Source organism: Agromyces sp. NPDC055658 (assembly GCF_053618155.1).
Map to the genome: position 1 here is coordinate 1 of NZ_JBSHHD010000018.1, position 14,842 is coordinate 14,842.

Sequence of the window (14,842 nt, forward strand, 5' to 3'; positions counted from 1 at the left end):
CGGTCGCCCATGATCGCGTGCGGGCTCGTCGCGCGACCCTGGCCGGATGCCTCGGCGGGCGCATCCGGCCGGCCGGTCACCGATCGGGGGAGTCGGCTCAGCCGAGTGCGACGAGCAGGCCCAGCAGCGAGCACGGCGATGAGCGCGGACGATCGCGGCGACGGGCATGGCGCTGAGCCGAGCGACCGCCGAGGCATCCGGCCGCCGCCTGCGCAGTGCGCGCTACGCGTTCTCGAGCTCGGCGATCACGACCTTCTTCTGCCGCATCATCACCTGGATCTGCTCGGGGCGCTTCGTCAGCTCGCCCATGTTCGCCGGGATGATCTGCCAGCTCACGCCGAACCGGTCCTTGCACCAGCCGCACTGCTCCGACTCGGGCACGTGCGAGAGCGCCGCCCAGTAGCGGTCGATCTCGGCCTGGTCGGCGCACGAGACGACGAACGAGATCGACTCGTTGAACGTGAACAGCGGTCCGCCGTCGAGGCAGACGAAGTCGACCCCGTTCAGGGTGAACTGCCCGTTCAGCACCTTGCCGCTCATGCCTGCGAAGTGCTCGTCGAGCGACTCGTCGGGATACTCGTCGATGCGCGTGATGCGCGAGTTCGGGAAGACGCCGACGTAGTACTCCATCGCCTCGCGTGCCTGGTCGTCGAACCACAGGCACGGCTGGATGGGTGCGAGCTCGGCCATGTCGGAACCCCCTTGTTCGGCCCTTGCTTCCGGCGGCCACGATACGCCGGTCGGGTCGGTCGCGATACCGGGGGTGGCGGCTAGGCCGTGGACGCCTCGGCCGCCCGACGGCGTTCGAGGCCCTCGAGCAGCAGGTCGAGCCCGAACTCGAACTCGGTCTGGTCGTCGCACCAGCCGAGGGTCGAGTCGGGGTCGTCGTGCACGACGTCGGCGAGCATCGCGGCGAGGTGCGGGGCCAGTGCGGCGAACTCGGCGGGGTCGCCGGGCGGGTCGGCCGAGTTGTCGTCGTTGAGCTCCTGCACGTAGCCGTACATGCGGCTGCCGATCGCATGCAGTCCGTGGTGGATGAGGTCGTGCGAGAGCCCGCCGGCCCGCATGATGCCGACGACGCCGTCGGCGTACCGCACGGCGAGCACGCCCGGCGCACCGCGCGTGTTCATGAGGTTCGGCGCCCAGGGATGCCGCAGCAGCACCCGCCTCGCACCGAGGATCCGCGAGCGGAGCGCGGTCGGCCAGTCCGCGGCGTCCCGCTCGGTCGGCGGTGCGAAGCCGCCGATCTCGACCTCGACCTCGGCGAACACCTGCTCGACGAGTCCGTCGAGGATCGCGTGCTTGTTGGGCAGGTGGTAGTAGATCGACATCGCCTCGACGTCGAGCTCGTCGGCGAGGGCGCGCATCGTGAGGGCGTCGAGGCCGTCGCGGTCGGCGAGGCGCAGCGCGGTCTGCAGCACGCGCTCACGGCTGAGCGGGCTGCGCGTCGCGGTTCTGGCCATAGTTCACCGTACAACGTCAGGTAATCGGCTGGAGGGTCTGGACGTAGGCTCCGCGGCGGCGTATCTTACGACGTAAGACTTACGACGTAAGGGAGCGCATCATGTCCACCGCATCACGCCAGGGATCGACGTCCGACGCACCCGCCGCCACTCGCGGCGCCATGCGGGCCGCCCGGATCGACCGCTTCGGCGCGCCCGAGGTCGCGCGCGTCGTCGACGTGCCCCGCCCCGAGCCGGGGCCGGGGGAGCTGCTCGTGCGCGTACGGGCGTCGACCGTGAGCATCGCCGACCACCGCCTGCGCACCCGCCGGGTGCCGCGCGGGCTCGCGCTCGTCGTGGCGCCGACGATCGGGCTCTTCCGACCGCGGCTGCGCGTGCTCGGCATGGATGCCGCCGGCGTCGTCGAGGCGGTCGGCGCGGGGGTCGTGCGATTCGCCGTCGGCGACGAGGTCGTCGTCATGCGCGGCTCGCGCATGGGGTGCCACGCCGAGTACGTCACGATCGCGGCCGACGGCGAGGTCGCCCGCAAGCCCGCGAACCTCTCGTTCGAAGAGGCCGTCGCCATCGTGTTCGGCGGACACACGGCGCTCCGCTACCTCGACCGCGTCGCGATCGGGCCGGGCAGCGAGGTGCTCGTGAACGGCGCCTCCGGCGCGGTCGGCTCGGCGGTCGTGCAGCTCGCGACGGCGCGCGGGGCCCGGGTCACGGCGGTCACGAGCGGACGCAACGCCGAGCTCGTGCGTTCGCTCGGGGCGTCTCGCGTCGTCGACCACACCCGCGAGGACTTCGCGGCGGGCGACGTCGACTCGGGGGCCGCGTCGGGCGGGCCGGCACGCTACGACGTGATCGTCGAATGCGTCGGCAACGCGCCGTTCGGCCGCGTCGCGCACCTGCTGCGTCCCGGCGGCGCGCTGCTGCTCGTGATCACCGACCTGGCCGGCATGCTGAGGGCGGGTCGGCAGGCGCGCCGGAGCGGGCTCGTCGTCGACCATCGCGGCGGCGAGCTGGGCGCCGACGGCATGGAGCGGCTCGTCGCCCTCGCCGAGACTGGCGCGCTGCGCCCCGTCATCGATCGCACGTACGCGCTCGACGAGATCGTCGAGGCCCACCGCTACGTCGACGGCGGGCACAAGCGTGGGAGCGTCGTGCTGCGCATGGGCTGAACCGTCGGCGACATGCAATCGTGGGGTTGCGCTCCGATCCACCTTGTGCAACTATGAAGTTGCAGGTGATCGATCGATCGCCGAGACATCCACTGCAGCATCCGCTGGAAGGAGCGCGACCATGGTGAGTCAGACCCGCAACGAGGCATCCGTCGTCGACGAGGGCGCATTCACGGTGCGACGCACGATCCGCATCGCCGCACCGATCGAGAAGGTGTGGCGCGCGGTCACCGAGCCCGAGCACATCTCGCGGTGGTTCGGGCAGACGGTGCTCGACGGCGCCGGTGCCGGCGCGACCGGAACGATGACGTTCGAGGGGTACGGCGTGATTCCGATCCGCGTCGAGGCGATCGACGCCCCGCGCAGCGTGGTGTACCGCTGGGGCAACGACGACGCGGTGCGCCGTGCGGGCGGCGCGATCGACGAGACGACCACGACCGTCTTCACGTTCACCCTCGACGAGGTCGACGAGGGCACCGAGCTCACGGTCGTCGAGACCGGGTTCGACCGCACGAGCGACCCGGCGGCGAACATGGCCGACCACGCCGAGGGCTGGGTCTCCGAACTCGACAAGCTCGTCGCCCTGCTCGAGGGCGACGCATGAGCACTGCGACGCTGGTTCCCGTGTTCGCGGCGCTCGGCGACGAGACGCGCTGGAGCATCCTCGCGGCACTCGGCGAGGGGGATGCCTCGGCGTCGGCCCTCGCCGGGCGCCTGCCGGTGTCGCGGCAGGCGATCGCGAAGCACCTCGCCGTGCTGCAGGAGGTCGGGCTGGTCGAGCCCGTGCGCGTCGGGCGCGAGGTGCGCTACCGCGTGCTCGGAGCGTCGCTCAGCGCCACGGCGGCACGCCTCGACGCGGTGGGGCGCGAGTGGGAGCGCCGCCTGGCCGCGATCAAGGAGATCGCGGAGGGGCTGTGACGGCTCTCCGGCTTCTCGCAGATGCCCCCGGGTATTCCCGGGTCTGCGAATCGTCGGGCGTGGTCGAGACCGTGCCCGCGCCCGCCGGGTCGACTCGCTCGAGTTCGTCGAGCAGCGCGCCGCTCGAGGCATCCCGCCGGATCGAGGCGCCCAGCCGCTCGGCCGCGAGTCGGAAGCGCCCGTCGCCCAGCACCTCGGCGACCGCCCTCGCGATGCGCGGCGACGCGGCGCGACGCGGCACGGCGAGGCCGGCGCCCCGCTCCGTGACCCGTACGGCGTTGTCGACCTGATCTCGTCCGTGGTGCAGGATCACGAGCGGGCGGCCCGCCGCGAGCGCCTTCATGACGGTGCCGTGCCCGCCGTGCGTCACGACGACGCTCGCGGCGTGCATCGCCGCGGCATGCGGGGCGGATGCCTCGACGACGACGTTCTCGGGAGCCCGGAGCTCACCGGGCTCGATCGAGGGCCCCGTCGTCACGAGCCCCCGCACGGGCAGCGCGCCGAGCGCGTCGACGATGCGCTGCAGGCAGTCGGCCTGGTTCTGGAAGGTCGACGACATCGCGACGAGCACGAGCGGCGCGTCACCGGGCGGCGGCGTCCACTCGGGGTCCGCCGCCCAGGCGGGATCATCGAGCACGGGGCCGACGAACCGCACGTTCGGGCCGAACGCACCGGCGAAGTCGAACTCGGCCGTGGTCAGCACGAGCTCGCGTCGCGCGCGGTGCAGCTGGTCCCACGTGGTGCCGATCGGGGCGAGGCCGTGGACCGCACGCACGTCGTTGAGCGTCGCGAGCGTGTAGCGGTCGAGGAGCCGCGTCGTGCCGCTCGACGCCACCCGGTCGCGCAGGCCGCCGAGCGGGCCGGTCATCGGCTTCAGGCCGGCACCGCCCGGCGGGCGCCCCGGAGCGGGCGCGATGTAGATGTTCGGCATGAGCACGTCGAACGGGATGCCTCGAGCCTCGGCGCCGATCATCGCGCCGACCGTGAAGAACGTGGTGACGACGAGGTCGGGGCGCGCCGCGTCGATGGCCGCGACGATGTCGTCGGCCTGGCCGGCCGCCGGGCCGGCGAGGTAGTGCTCGGCCATGCCGCGCGCCATCTCGAATGGATTGCGGATCGCCCAGTCGCGGTACACGCCGGCGGGCGCGGCGCTCCAGGTGCGGACGTCGGCGCCGGTGCCGCGGGCCGCCTCGAGCATGCTCGCGTCGACGATCGCGGTGACGCGGTGCCCGCGCTCGACGAGTCGGCGCACGACCCCGAGCTCGACCGGAACGGTGCCGCCGCCGTCGGCGAGCGCGACGAGGTACGCGTGCGAGGTGGTGGCCGGCGCCCGGGCGTTCATGGGCGCGAGCCTACGGGGGTGGCCGTGCCGAGGCATCCGGGCTGACGCTGAGCCGCGGCACGGCCCCGCATCACCCGCCGAACACGCCGAGTTCCCAGATCGAGTAGCCGTAGTCGGTCGTACGCTCGGTGCACAGCACGCGCACGTACCTGGCGCTCGTCGGTGCGAAGGCGGCCGTGTCGAGTCCGCCGTCGCCCGACGTCGTCGACCACGCCGTGCGCCAGTTCTGGCCGTCGTCGGAGAGCTGCACGTCGTACTTCTTCGCGGCCGAACGCTCCCAGTTCACCGTGACCCGGCTGATCGGCAGCGACTCGCCGAGGTCGACGCGCAACCACTGCGGGTTCACGCCCCAGTTGCCGCTCGCCCAGCGGGTGCTGCCCTTGCCGTCGACTGCGCGCCCGGGGGCGTAGCTCGTGAACGGGTTCCACTCGCTCGAGCTCGCCGTCGCCGGCTTGCCGGTGGCGAGATTCTGCGTGCTCTCGTGGTCGAGCGTCGCCTGCCAGGTCTGCAGGTACGACTCGGCGCCCGACATGAGGTCGTCGACGAGGGCCTGTCCGCCGCCGGCGAGCCGCAGCTGCTCGATGTAGTCGGGGGTGAGGCCCGAGTGCGCGAACCCGTCGGTGTTGATGTCGAACGTGCGCTCGCCGCTCACCTGCCGGTCGACCGTGGTGCGGCCGTCGGCCGCGGTGAACGGGTACGAGACCGGCACGGGCGCGGTTCCTCCCGCCGGGTGGCTGCCGACGCCGTTGAAGTCGAGGCCGAAACCGTAGCCCTTGCCGTACTGCTCGCGCAGCGCGGCGCTCGCGCGCCATTCGCCGAGGAAGCCCTCGGCCGCATGCGGGTAGCCCGTCTTGAAGCCGCCGAGCCGGTAGAGGCGCTCGGTCCAGGTGTCGTCCATCCAGCTGTGGCTCGAGAGCACGCCGGGGTAGTCCTCGGCCTCGAGGATGTCGAGGGCACGGCCCGCGGCCTTCACGCTCATGTGATCGAGCTCGATCATCATGCTGCGCGACATCGCCGCGCGCAGGGCGTACTCGCCGAGCGAGGTGAGGCCGCGGGTGTTGCACTGCGCCCCCGACGGGTAGGTGGGCGGGTCGGCGCCGGGCAGCTCCTCGGGCACCTCGGCGTTGCCGATCGGGTTGTCGTGCGCGGGCCCGGTGCAGGCTTCGGTCTGCCAGTACGTGCCGGTCGAGTAGAACTGTCCGACGTTGATGATCGTGCCCTGCGTGCCGGTGTCGAAGCGCACGCCGCAGAGCGCGTTGTCGAACTTGTGGCAGAGGAACATGCTCGACACGCCCATCGCCTTGAACTCGTCGAGGCCGCGATCGATGTCGGCCTTCGAGCACTGCGCGACGTCGAGGATCATCTTGCAGCCGAACGGCTCACTCATCTCGACGCCGATGACGACGGCGAGCCGGCCGCTCTCGATGACCTCCCGCGCCTCGTCGGGGGTCGTCACGATGCGGAAGAAGCCCTTGCCGGGGCCGCCGTAGATGCCGTCGATGTACGACTCCATCTCGCGCACCTTCTGCGCTTCGAGGCGGATCGCGCCCATCTCGTCGCACGAGCGGTCCTTCGGCATGATCGGCAGCGAGCAGATCACGCCGTTCGTGACGAGGTCGTTGACGAGCACGCGCTGGCCTGCTCGCCACGAGCGCTCGATCCAGGCGTAGTACGAGGCCTGGTGGCTCATCGAGGTGGTCTTCGGCCAGTCCTCGAACGTCGGCCAGCCGACCGGGTCGTGGTGGCCGTCGGGGTCGCTCGTGAGGTTCTCGAAGAGGGCGCCGCTGCCGTCGGGGTAGTGCTCGGGGCAGTCCTTCAGGGCGTCGGCGACGCCGTTCGGCGAGAACGGGGCGCCGCAGATCATGCGGCCGCCGAAGCCCTCGTTGGAGTTGAGGTGGGTGTGCGAGTCGATGAAGCCGCGCACTTCGCCGCCGGGTGCGCCGGTGATCGGGGCCCCGGTGACGTTGAGCTCGACGTCGACGGCCGGGCGGGCGGGGGCATCCCACCAGTTCTCGGCGGCTTCCGCCGGAGCGACGGGGATGGTGATGAGCAGTGCGCCGATCGCGGCGATGCCGAGGATGGAGCGGATGGAGCGTCGTCGCCGACGGTCGGCGAGCGGTGTTGCGGCGGATCTCGAGTGAACGTGGTGCGCCATGTGAGCCTCCTTGCTCGATGGCACGCAGCGTATTGTGGGTCGATCGTCCCAGTCAAGCGTCCCAGAGTATTCGCGTGGGGCTCGGTCGGCTCATGCAGCGGTGAATGCCCCGAGCACGACCGCGATCGTCGCGTCGGCTGCGTCCTGCCAGGCGACGCCGTCGAGCAGGTCGTCGGTCGCGAGCGCGGCGACGCCGTGCACCGCGGCGAAGACGACCAGCGCCTGGCGCTCCACGTCGCCCTCGCGGATCTCGCCCTTCGCCTGTGCCTCGGTGACGAGCGCCACGACCGCGGCCATGCTCGCGCGGCTGACCTCGAGCAGTCGGGGGGAGGCATCGGGGTGGTGCTTCGCCTTGTACATGAGGTCGAGGATCGCCGGGTGCTCGACCGCGAAGCCGATGTAGGCGAGGCCGGCTGCGCGCAGCCGCCCGTCGAAGCCAGGCTCGGTCGCGACGGCGGCCTCGAGCGCCGCGTTCATGCGCTCGAAGCCGGTGACGGCGATCGCGTCGAGCAGGGCGGTGCGGTCGGCGAAATGGCGGCCGGATGCCCCGTGGCTGACGCCGACGTCGCGCGCGAGCTGCCGGAGCGAGAGGGCGTCGAGGCCGTCGGCGTCGATCGTCTCCCAAGCGCGGGTGAGGAGCTCCTGGCGCAGGTTGCCGTGGTGGTACGCGCGTTCGGTCACCCCTGCACCCTATCCGAAAGTAGGCATTGACAACAATGCTGGCACTGTCTACATTTGCGGTTATGACCACCGACTTCACCGGAACCACCGCTCTCATCACCGGCGCGAGCTCGGGCCTCGGCTCCGAGTTCGCGACGCGACTCGCCCGCCGCGGCGCCGACGTCGTACTGGTCGCCCGCCGCGACGACCGGCTGCGCGACCTCGCCCGGCGCATCGAGCACGAGCACGGCGTGACGGCGACGCCGATCGCGCTCGACCTCGCGCGACCCGACGCCGCGTCGACGCTGCGGGCCGAACTCGAGGGGCGGGGCATCCGCGTCCAGACGCTCGTCAACAACGCCGGCTTCGGCATGAAGGGCGCCTTCGCCGAGGCGGATGCCTCGCGCATCGCCGAGCTCGTCCAGGTGAACGTCGCCGCGCTCGTGTCGATCACCCGCGAGTTCCTGCCCGACATGGTGCGCGACGGACGCGGTGCGCTCGTGAACATCGCGAGCACCGCGGCGTACCAGCCGTGCCCGAACATGGCGGTCTACGGAGCGTCGAAGGCCTTCGTGCTGAGCTTCACCGAGGCGCTCGCGTACGAGACGAGGAGCTCCGGCCTGCGCGTGCTCGCGCTGAGCCCCGGAGCCACGCGGACCGAGTTCTTCGACGTCGTGGGCACCGAGAACGCGGCGGTCGGCCGCTTCCGCACGACCGAGCAGGTCGTCTCGCTCGCCCTGCGTCGCCTCGACCGGCGCCGCACTCCCGCGAGCGTCGTCTCGGGCCGGGCCAACGCGCTGACCAGCAGGCTCGTCGGGTTCATGCCCCGAAGGCTCGCGCTGGGCGCCAGCGGGCGCGTCCTGTCGTCGTCGCGGTGACGATCGGCGCGTCAGCCCGTCGTGGTGAAGTCGCTCGTCACCGCACCGAACGGGAAGGGGAACCAGAGGCTGCCGCCCTGGTCGAGCACCTGCTGCACCGGCAGCATCCAGAACCACACCAGGCTGATGACGATCGAGCCGAGCGCGATCGAGATGATGACCACCCGGGTGCGGTCGAGCGAGCGCAGCGCGGCGAGCGGATCGGGACGCCGCGCGGCGGCCCCGAGCCCGACGAAGAAGGCGACGGCCATCGCGGCGACCACGATCCAGCTCGGACCGAGCGTGTACGTCTGGCACTGCGCGGCGGAGACGTCGCCGGTCTGCGTCGGGCAGGCGCTGCGGCTCGCGTGCGTGAGCGCGCCGTAGACGATCGCGGCGAACGCGCCGCTCAGCAGCAGCCCGCGAACCCGGAGCAGCAGCATCGCCCACCTCGGCGGCTCGGACTGCCGAGCGGGCGGCGACGTCGGTGCGTTCGCGGGCGCGGCTGCGTCGGTCATCGGACTCCGTTCTGCGGTCAGCCCATGTTGGCAGCGCACCGGTTGCGGTCGCAACGGTTTCCGCCTGCCGGGATGACGGCGGCTCGCCCTACGCTCGAGAGATGACGACCGATCGCGACATCGCCCGCTGGAGGCTGCGATCGCAGTCGCTCGCCACGCCCCGCGACGACGCCGAGCAGGTCGTGCGATCGCTGCTCGCCCTGCAGGCCGAGAACGCCTCGCAGTCGGCGTGGGCGGTCGCGACGCGCACCTCGGCGCCCGAGGCCGCCGACCTCGCCGATGCGCTCGCGTCGGGGCGCGTCATCCGCACCCATGTGCTGCGGCCGACCTGGCACTACGTGCACGCCGACGACGTGCGCTGGCTCCTCGAGCTGACGGCGCCGCGGGTGCTGCCGGTGTTCGACCAGCAGCTGACGCAGGTGGCCGATCGCATGACGGCGATCGCCGACACGATCGAGCGGGTGCTCGGCGAGGCATCCGATCGCACCAGGGCCGACCTCGGCGCCGCGCTCGCCGAACGCGGAACCGAGCTCACGGGGCAGCAGCTCATGCTCGTCGTCGGCAAGCTCGAGATGCTCGGGCTCGTCTGCAGCGGTGCGCCGCGCGACGGCGAGCACACGTACGCGCTCATGAGCGAGCGGGTGCCGCCCGCGCGTCCGTTCGATCGCGACGAGGCGCTCGCCGAACTCGCGCTGCGCTACTGCACGTCCCACGGCCCGGCGACCGAGCGCGATCTCGCGTACTGGGCGACGCTCACCGTCACCGACGCGCGCCGCGGCATCGCCGCTGCCGCCGACCGGCTCGAGTCGTTCGAGCACGACGGGCGCACCTTCTGGCACGCACCCGGCGGTCCGCCCGCGGGGGCGCTCGAACCGGCCGGCCACCTGCTGCAGGTGCTCGACGAGATGTACCGCGGCTACCAGGACTCGCGTTGGGTCATCGACTCCGAGGGGGTCGTGCCGCGCGAGCGCGAGACGGCGATCGGCATGGCCCTCGTCGACGCCCAGCTCGTCGCGGCGATGAAGCGCACGGTCACGGCGAAGGCGGTCACCTTCGCGCTGCGGCCGCATCGGGCGCTCGACGCGCGCGAGCGGCAGGCGATCGACGACGCTGCCGCGCGCTACGCCGCCTTCCTCGGGCTCGAACCCCGCGTGACGTTCGACGCCGCCTGAGCGACGTGCTCAGGCGGTGACCCACGACGGGTCGGCGAACAGCTGCTCGAGTTCGCCGACGAGGCGCGCGGTGTGGAATCCGTCGGCCGACGCGTGGTGGATCTGCACCGCCAGCGGCAGCAGCGTGCGCCCGTCGCGCTCGACGTACCGGCCGAGCGTGAAGATCGGCGCGAAGTGGTTCGAGCCGCCGTCGAGCTGGAGCGTGAACCCGGTGAAGCTCGCCCACGGGATGCTCGAGACGTCGAAGCCGTTCGCGGGCAGGCCGCCCTGCGGGAACATCTCGGTCGCCGACGACGCACTCGCGAGCACCTCGGCCGCCGCGTCGTGGAACCGCGCGAAATCGGCGTCGTACGGCACCGACACCGCGGCGAAGGTCTCGCGCTCGGGGTTGAACACCGTGAACGCGGGCTGCACGACCGGCCACGTCGCCGGTGCCCCGTCGTCGGTGAGCGTCATGCGGAACTCGGGATGCCGGTTGACGACGTTCGCGATCGCCCAGATCTGCGCCGGATAGGTCTTGCGGGTCGAGGCGCGCAGTGCGGCGACGAACGCGGTCGCGTCGATCTCGACCGTCATCGCGTAGGTGCAGGGCACGCGGTGCCGGTAGTGCTCGAAGGCCTCGCGGCGGGGCCAGCTGTCGAGGTCGATCGGGGTGGGCGTCGGCATGCGTTCGATCCTTCCACGCCGACCCCGCCGATCGACGTCGCTCAGGGCGTGCGCCGCCGGAAGACGTCGAACAGCACCTTGAGCGTCAGCAGCCCCGAGACGATCACGAGGAGGTAGCCGAAGAGCTGGTAGAGCGTGAAGTCGGGCGCGACCTCCGGCCCGCCCTCGCTGACGAGCAGCATCGCCGCCATGATGCCGAACACCCCCGCGAGGAACGCGACGGCGACGAGGTTCACGAGATCGCGCACGAGCGAACGGTCGCGACGGTCGGCGAACAGGCGCACGTTGAACGAGAGGCGTCCGTCGGCGAGCGCCGCGCTGATGCGGTCGGCGCGCCGGGGCATGCGGCGCAGCATCGGCAGCAGGCCGCCGATCTCGTCGACGGCGGTCGAGAAGAGCGCCGACGGGCGCGTCGCCTCGGCGACCCGGGTCTTGGCGAAGCCCTCCGCCTCGGTGAGCAGGTCGAACCCGGGCTTCACGAGGCGGAGCGTCCCCTCGAGCGTGCCGATGGCGCGGAACGCTGCGGCGAGATCGCCGGGCACCGCGATGCGGTTCTCGGCGAGAAGTCGCACCATCTCGGTCACGACGGTGGCATCGACCGTGCCGCCCGGGCCGAGCCGGCGCGACATGAACGCCCCGATCCGCCGGCGCAGGGCGACCTCGTCGAGGTCGTCGGGGAGCTCGACCAGCCCGATCAGTGCGTCGCCGAAGCTGCGGGCGTCGCCGCGGTAGAACGCGAGCAGCACCTCCCCGATCTGGCGCCGGAGTTCGGAGTCGAGCCGCCCGATCGATCCGAAGTCGAGCAGCACGATCTCGCCCGAGTCGACGATCACGATGTTGCCGGGGTGCAGGTCGGCGTGGAAGACGCCGTCGTCGATGATCTGCGTCATGGCCGAGGAGAAGAGACGGTCGGCCAGTTCGGCGCGTTCGTCGCCGGAGCGTCCCTGCAGGGCAGCCGGATCGCTGAGCGTGCGGCCTTCGACGAGGTCCATCACGAGCACGCGCTCGCCGCTGAGCTCGGCGTGGTGGCGGGGCACGCTGACGCGCTCCCGCGCCGGATGCGTCGCGAGCGTCGCGCGCATCGCCGCCATGTTCGCCGCCTCGATGCGGTAGTCGAGCTCCTCGCGGAGGTTCGCGGCGAAGGCCTCGGCGAGCCCGCGTACGCCGAGCGACCGGCCCCACTCCGTCGACCGGTCGAGCTGGTCGGCGAGGCGCAGCACGATGTCGAGGTCGCGGTCGACGAGCGGCACGATGCCAGGACGCTGCACCTTCACGGCGACGGGCTCGCCCGACGCGAGCGTCGCCCGGTGCACCTGCCCGATGGATGCCGCGGCGAGCGGGGTCTCGTCGAAGGCACCGAACACGTCGCCCATCGGCCGCGGCAGTTCGGCCTCGAGCAGGGCGCGCACCTCGGCCCATTGGGCCGGGGGCACCCGCTGCTGCAGCCGGCTGAGCTCGGCGACGAACTCGGGCGGCAGTACGTCGCTGCGCGTCGAGAGCACCTGGCCGAGCTTCACGAACGCGCCACCGGCGTCCTCGAGCGCGGCCCGAAGGGCGATGGCCTGCCGGGTGCGCTCGGCGTGGCCGGCGGCCGTCGGCTCGGCGTTGGGCCGGAAGGGCACGAGTCCATGTCGAACGGCGATGCGCGAGATCTCGGTGTAGCGGCGGGTGCGCGCGGCGCTGCGCCGCAACGACGGCAGCCACTGGTCAGGCCGCTGGATGGATCCGGGCGGCACGATGATCTCGGCGATCACCAGGAACGCGACCGCCGCGAACATGACGATGCCGAGCTGCACCGGCAGGAGCGCGGCACTGTAGTCCTGCTTGCCCCAGACGACCTGCGACTCGAACCCGACCTCGGCGGCGAGGCCGACGAACCCCGCGATCACGATGCGCACGATGCCGACCCGCACGCCGAGCACGCGCCGGACGAACGCGGTCAGCACGGCGAGGAAGAGCAGGGTGAGCGCGATCATGAGCGCCACGTTGAGCAGCACGTCGCCGACGTCCATCCCAGACTCCCGCCTGCGGCCGGGCGGCCGCCACCGCTCACGCTAGCCAACGCGGCGCGAAGCCGGCGCTGCACACGGCGTGGGACTCAGTCGACCATCGAAAGTTGGACCCGCAACGCCGCGTTCGCACGTTGACGAACGGTCGACGCGAGTCGTCGGAACATCCGGGGCGCGCAGGCACCGTCGGTAGACTCGACGCCGGCTCGAGGCATCCGTCTCGCCATTCGGCCGCAGCGCGCCGAACGCACCCCGACCCCCGAAACCGAGGACCCACGTGAGCCTGATCCGCCTGAACGACGTGAGCATCGAGTTCGACGGGCGGCCCGTGCTGAAAGAGGCGTTCCTGAAGCTCAAGAAGGGCGACCGCGTCGGGCTCATCGGCAAGAACGGCACCGGCAAGTCGAGCCTGCTCGAGGTCGTGCTCGGCCGCCACGAGCCGTCGGGCGGCACGCGCGACGTCACGCTCGGCACGACGATCGGGTACTTCTCGCAGTTCTCCGAGCTCGACGGCGAGCAGAGCATCCAGCAGACCCTGAGCGCCCACTTCGCCGACGTGCACGAGACGCAGGCCCGTCTCGACGAGATCGGGCTCGCGCTCGCCGAGCCCATGGGCGACGACGAGATGACGCGCCTCCTCACCGAGCAGGGCGAGCTGTTCGAGCGCATGGACCACATCGGCGGCTGGACCTACGAGACCACGATCGACACGGTGCTCACCCGGCTCGGCTTCGACGACGAGCGGCGCGCCCTGCCGGTCGATCGGCTCTCGGGCGGATGGCGAAACCGGGCGGCGCTCGCGCTCATCCTCGTGCAGGCGCCCGACGTGCTGCTGCTCGACGAGCCGACGAACTTCCTCGACCTCGACGGTGTCAAGTGGGTCGAGAACTGGCTGCAGACGTTCGCGGGCGCCGTGCTCGTCGTGTCGCACGACCGGCAGTTCCTCGACGGCGTCGTCGACCGAATCATCGAGATCGAGAACTATCGACTGCAGGAGTACGAGGGCGACTACTCGGCCTACGTGCACGCCAAGCAGTCGCGGCTCAAGATGCTCGAGAAGCAGTTCGCGCACGAAGAGGAGCTGCTCGCGTACGAGCAGGCCGCCGCGTCCGCCCGTCGCGAGGCGGCGCGCAACCCGTCGAACGCCGTCGCGCGCCGGCTCGCCGACATCAAGAAGCGGCAGGCGCCCCGCCCCATCGACCAGATCATCACCTCGATCTACGACGGGCTCAAGGTCTCGAACGACCTGCTCACCGTGACCGGGCTGACGAAGGGCTTCGGCGGCGACCCGCTCTTCGAGGGCGTGTCGTTCGACCTGCAACGCGGCGACCGGGTCGCGATCATCGGTTCGAACGGCTCGGGCAAGTCGACCCTGCTCGACGTGCTCACCGAGGATGCCGCGGCCGACGCGGGCTCGGTGCGCTGGGCGAAGGGCGCGCGGTTCGTGTCGTACAACCGGGTCTACGCCGAGCTCGACCTGACCGACACCGTGGGCCACGCCGTGAACGCCTACCCCGACTCGCTCGCGTTCACGGCGACGAAGAAGAGCGTCGCCCGGTTCCTCGCGATGCTGCAGTTCTCCGACGCCGACCTGCAGCAGAAGATCGGCAACCTCTCGGGCGGCCAGCGGGCGCGCGTGGCGATCGCCCAGTGCCTGCTCTCGGGTGCGGCCGTGATCGTGCTCGACGAGCCGACGAACCACCTCGACATCACCTCGACGCAGGTGATGGAGCGCGCGCTCACGCACTTCCCGGGCGCCGTGGTCGTGGTGTCGCACGACCGGTTCTTCGTCGACAAGCTCGCCGACCGCCTGCTCGTGTTCGAGGGCGGCGGGCGCGTCGTCGAGAAGCCCGCGACCGGAGCGCTGTAGGGCCGGCAACCCACGGCGCCCGCGGCCGTCGACCGGGGCACCGCCCGCG

Annotated in this window: 14 protein-coding genes; 6 read left to right on the top strand and 8 right to left on the bottom strand. The window is 71.7% G+C overall.

Going from position 1 to position 14,842, the window contains the following annotated elements; genetic code table 11:
- Nucleotides 1-222: 222 nt before the first annotated feature.
- Nucleotides 223-690 carry a VOC family protein gene (locus ACWGPE_RS10150; protein WP_231431961.1) on the bottom strand — a complete coding sequence of 156 codons (468 nt, stop codon included), beginning with the start codon at nucleotides 688-690 and terminating at the stop codon, nucleotides 223-225.
- 80 nt (nucleotides 691-770) lie between these two features.
- On the bottom strand, nucleotides 771-1,463 hold the full coding sequence (locus ACWGPE_RS10155; RefSeq protein WP_452048621.1) for a TetR/AcrR family transcriptional regulator: 693 nt from the start codon (nucleotides 1,461-1,463) through the stop codon (nucleotides 771-773).
- Between the two features lie 101 nt (nucleotides 1,464-1,564).
- On the opposite strand from ACWGPE_RS10155, the gene ACWGPE_RS10160 reads away from it, so the two are divergent.
- The 3 genes from ACWGPE_RS10160 to ACWGPE_RS10170 all read left to right on the top strand — a co-directional run bounded on the left by ACWGPE_RS10160 (nucleotide 1,565) and on the right by ACWGPE_RS10170 (nucleotide 3,544).
- On the top strand, nucleotides 1,565-2,626 hold the full coding sequence (locus ACWGPE_RS10160) for an NAD(P)-dependent alcohol dehydrogenase (protein WP_452048622.1): 1,062 nt from the start codon (nucleotides 1,565-1,567) through the stop codon (nucleotides 2,624-2,626).
- A gap of 121 nt (nucleotides 2,627-2,747) precedes the next feature.
- Entirely contained in the window at nucleotides 2,748-3,230 is a 483-nt protein-coding gene (locus ACWGPE_RS10165) for an SRPBCC domain-containing protein (RefSeq protein ID WP_452048623.1), read from the top strand.
- Nucleotides 3,227-3,544 carry an ArsR/SmtB family transcription factor gene (locus ACWGPE_RS10170; RefSeq protein WP_452048624.1) on the top strand — a complete coding sequence of 106 codons (318 nt, stop codon included), beginning with the start codon at nucleotides 3,227-3,229 and terminating at the stop codon, nucleotides 3,542-3,544. The genes ACWGPE_RS10165 and ACWGPE_RS10170 overlap by 4 nt, the downstream gene beginning before the upstream one ends.
- Here the strand turns inward: ACWGPE_RS10170 and ACWGPE_RS10175 are convergent.
- The 3 genes from ACWGPE_RS10175 to ACWGPE_RS10185 form a co-directional block, all read right to left on the bottom strand.
- The gene (locus tag ACWGPE_RS10175; RefSeq protein WP_452048625.1) at nucleotides 3,519-4,886 is read right to left on the bottom strand and encodes a glycosyltransferase; all 1,368 of its coding nucleotides are present in this window, start codon (nucleotides 4,884-4,886) and stop codon (nucleotides 3,519-3,521) included. The genes ACWGPE_RS10170 and ACWGPE_RS10175 overlap by 26 nt on opposite strands.
- A gap of 70 nt (nucleotides 4,887-4,956) precedes the next feature.
- Complete coding sequence (locus ACWGPE_RS10180; RefSeq protein ID WP_231431955.1) at nucleotides 4,957-7,041, bottom strand: galactose-binding domain-containing protein; 2,085 nt, start codon at nucleotides 7,039-7,041, stop codon at nucleotides 4,957-4,959.
- Nucleotides 7,042-7,131: 90 nt separating this feature from the next.
- Nucleotides 7,132-7,722: a TetR/AcrR family transcriptional regulator gene (locus tag ACWGPE_RS10185; protein WP_452048626.1), complete on the bottom strand. Its 591-nt coding sequence runs from the start codon at nucleotides 7,720-7,722 to the stop codon at nucleotides 7,132-7,134.
- A gap of 62 nt (nucleotides 7,723-7,784) precedes the next feature.
- Here ACWGPE_RS10185 and ACWGPE_RS10190 point away from each other — a divergent pair, with 62 nt between their 5' ends.
- Nucleotides 7,785-8,579, top strand: a complete 795-nt coding sequence (locus ACWGPE_RS10190) for an SDR family NAD(P)-dependent oxidoreductase (protein WP_452048627.1) — start codon at nucleotides 7,785-7,787, stop codon at nucleotides 8,577-8,579.
- 11 nt (nucleotides 8,580-8,590) lie between these two features.
- Here ACWGPE_RS10190 and ACWGPE_RS10195 read toward each other — a convergent pair whose 3' ends face one another.
- On the bottom strand, nucleotides 8,591-9,076 hold the full coding sequence (locus ACWGPE_RS10195) for a hypothetical protein (RefSeq protein ID WP_376930997.1): 486 nt from the start codon (nucleotides 9,074-9,076) through the stop codon (nucleotides 8,591-8,593).
- A gap of 101 nt (nucleotides 9,077-9,177) precedes the next feature.
- Between ACWGPE_RS10195 and ACWGPE_RS10200 the strand changes: the two genes are divergently transcribed.
- A complete protein-coding gene (locus ACWGPE_RS10200; protein WP_452048628.1) occupies nucleotides 9,178-10,248 on the top strand; it encodes a winged helix DNA-binding domain-containing protein in 1,071 nt (356 codons plus the stop codon).
- Between the two features lie 9 nt (nucleotides 10,249-10,257).
- On the opposite strand, the gene ACWGPE_RS10205 is transcribed toward ACWGPE_RS10200, so the two are convergent.
- A complete protein-coding gene (locus ACWGPE_RS10205; protein WP_231431950.1) occupies nucleotides 10,258-10,914 on the bottom strand; it encodes a CatA-like O-acetyltransferase in 657 nt (218 codons plus the stop codon).
- 41 nt (nucleotides 10,915-10,955) lie between these two features.
- Nucleotides 10,956-12,926, bottom strand: a complete 1,971-nt coding sequence (locus tag ACWGPE_RS10210) for an AarF/UbiB family protein (protein WP_452048629.1) — start codon at nucleotides 12,924-12,926, stop codon at nucleotides 10,956-10,958.
- Between the two features lie 274 nt (nucleotides 12,927-13,200).
- Here ACWGPE_RS10210 and ACWGPE_RS10215 point away from each other — a divergent pair, with 274 nt between their 5' ends.
- On the top strand, nucleotides 13,201-14,793 hold the full coding sequence (locus tag ACWGPE_RS10215; RefSeq protein ID WP_452048630.1) for an ABC-F family ATP-binding cassette domain-containing protein: 1,593 nt from the start codon (nucleotides 13,201-13,203) through the stop codon (nucleotides 14,791-14,793).
- Nucleotides 14,794-14,842 lie beyond the last annotated feature (49 nt).

Coding starts and splice junctions, on each gene's coding strand:
- ACWGPE_RS10150 (WP_231431961.1), bottom strand. CDS start 690: ATGGCCGAGCTCGCACCCATCCAGCCGTGCCTGTGGTTCGACGACCAG.
- ACWGPE_RS10155 (WP_452048621.1), bottom strand. CDS start 1,463: ATGGCCAGAACCGCGACGCGCAGCCCGCTCAGCCGTGAGCGCGTGCTG.
- ACWGPE_RS10160 (WP_452048622.1), top strand. CDS start 1,565: ATGTCCACCGCATCACGCCAGGGATCGACGTCCGACGCACCCGCCGCC.
- ACWGPE_RS10165 (WP_452048623.1), top strand. CDS start 2,748: ATGGTGAGTCAGACCCGCAACGAGGCATCCGTCGTCGACGAGGGCGCA.
- ACWGPE_RS10170 (WP_452048624.1), top strand. CDS start 3,227: ATGAGCACTGCGACGCTGGTTCCCGTGTTCGCGGCGCTCGGCGACGAG.
- ACWGPE_RS10175 (WP_452048625.1), bottom strand. CDS start 4,886: ATGAACGCCCGGGCGCCGGCCACCACCTCGCACGCGTACCTCGTCGCG.
- ACWGPE_RS10180 (WP_231431955.1), bottom strand. CDS start 7,041: ATGGCGCACCACGTTCACTCGAGATCCGCCGCAACACCGCTCGCCGAC.
- ACWGPE_RS10190 (WP_452048627.1), top strand. CDS start 7,785: ATGACCACCGACTTCACCGGAACCACCGCTCTCATCACCGGCGCGAGC.
- ACWGPE_RS10195 (WP_376930997.1), bottom strand. CDS start 9,076: ATGACCGACGCAGCCGCGCCCGCGAACGCACCGACGTCGCCGCCCGCT.
- ACWGPE_RS10200 (WP_452048628.1), top strand. CDS start 9,178: ATGACGACCGATCGCGACATCGCCCGCTGGAGGCTGCGATCGCAGTCG.
- ACWGPE_RS10205 (WP_231431950.1), bottom strand. CDS start 10,914: ATGCCGACGCCCACCCCGATCGACCTCGACAGCTGGCCCCGCCGCGAG.
- ACWGPE_RS10210 (WP_452048629.1), bottom strand. CDS start 12,926: ATGGACGTCGGCGACGTGCTGCTCAACGTGGCGCTCATGATCGCGCTC.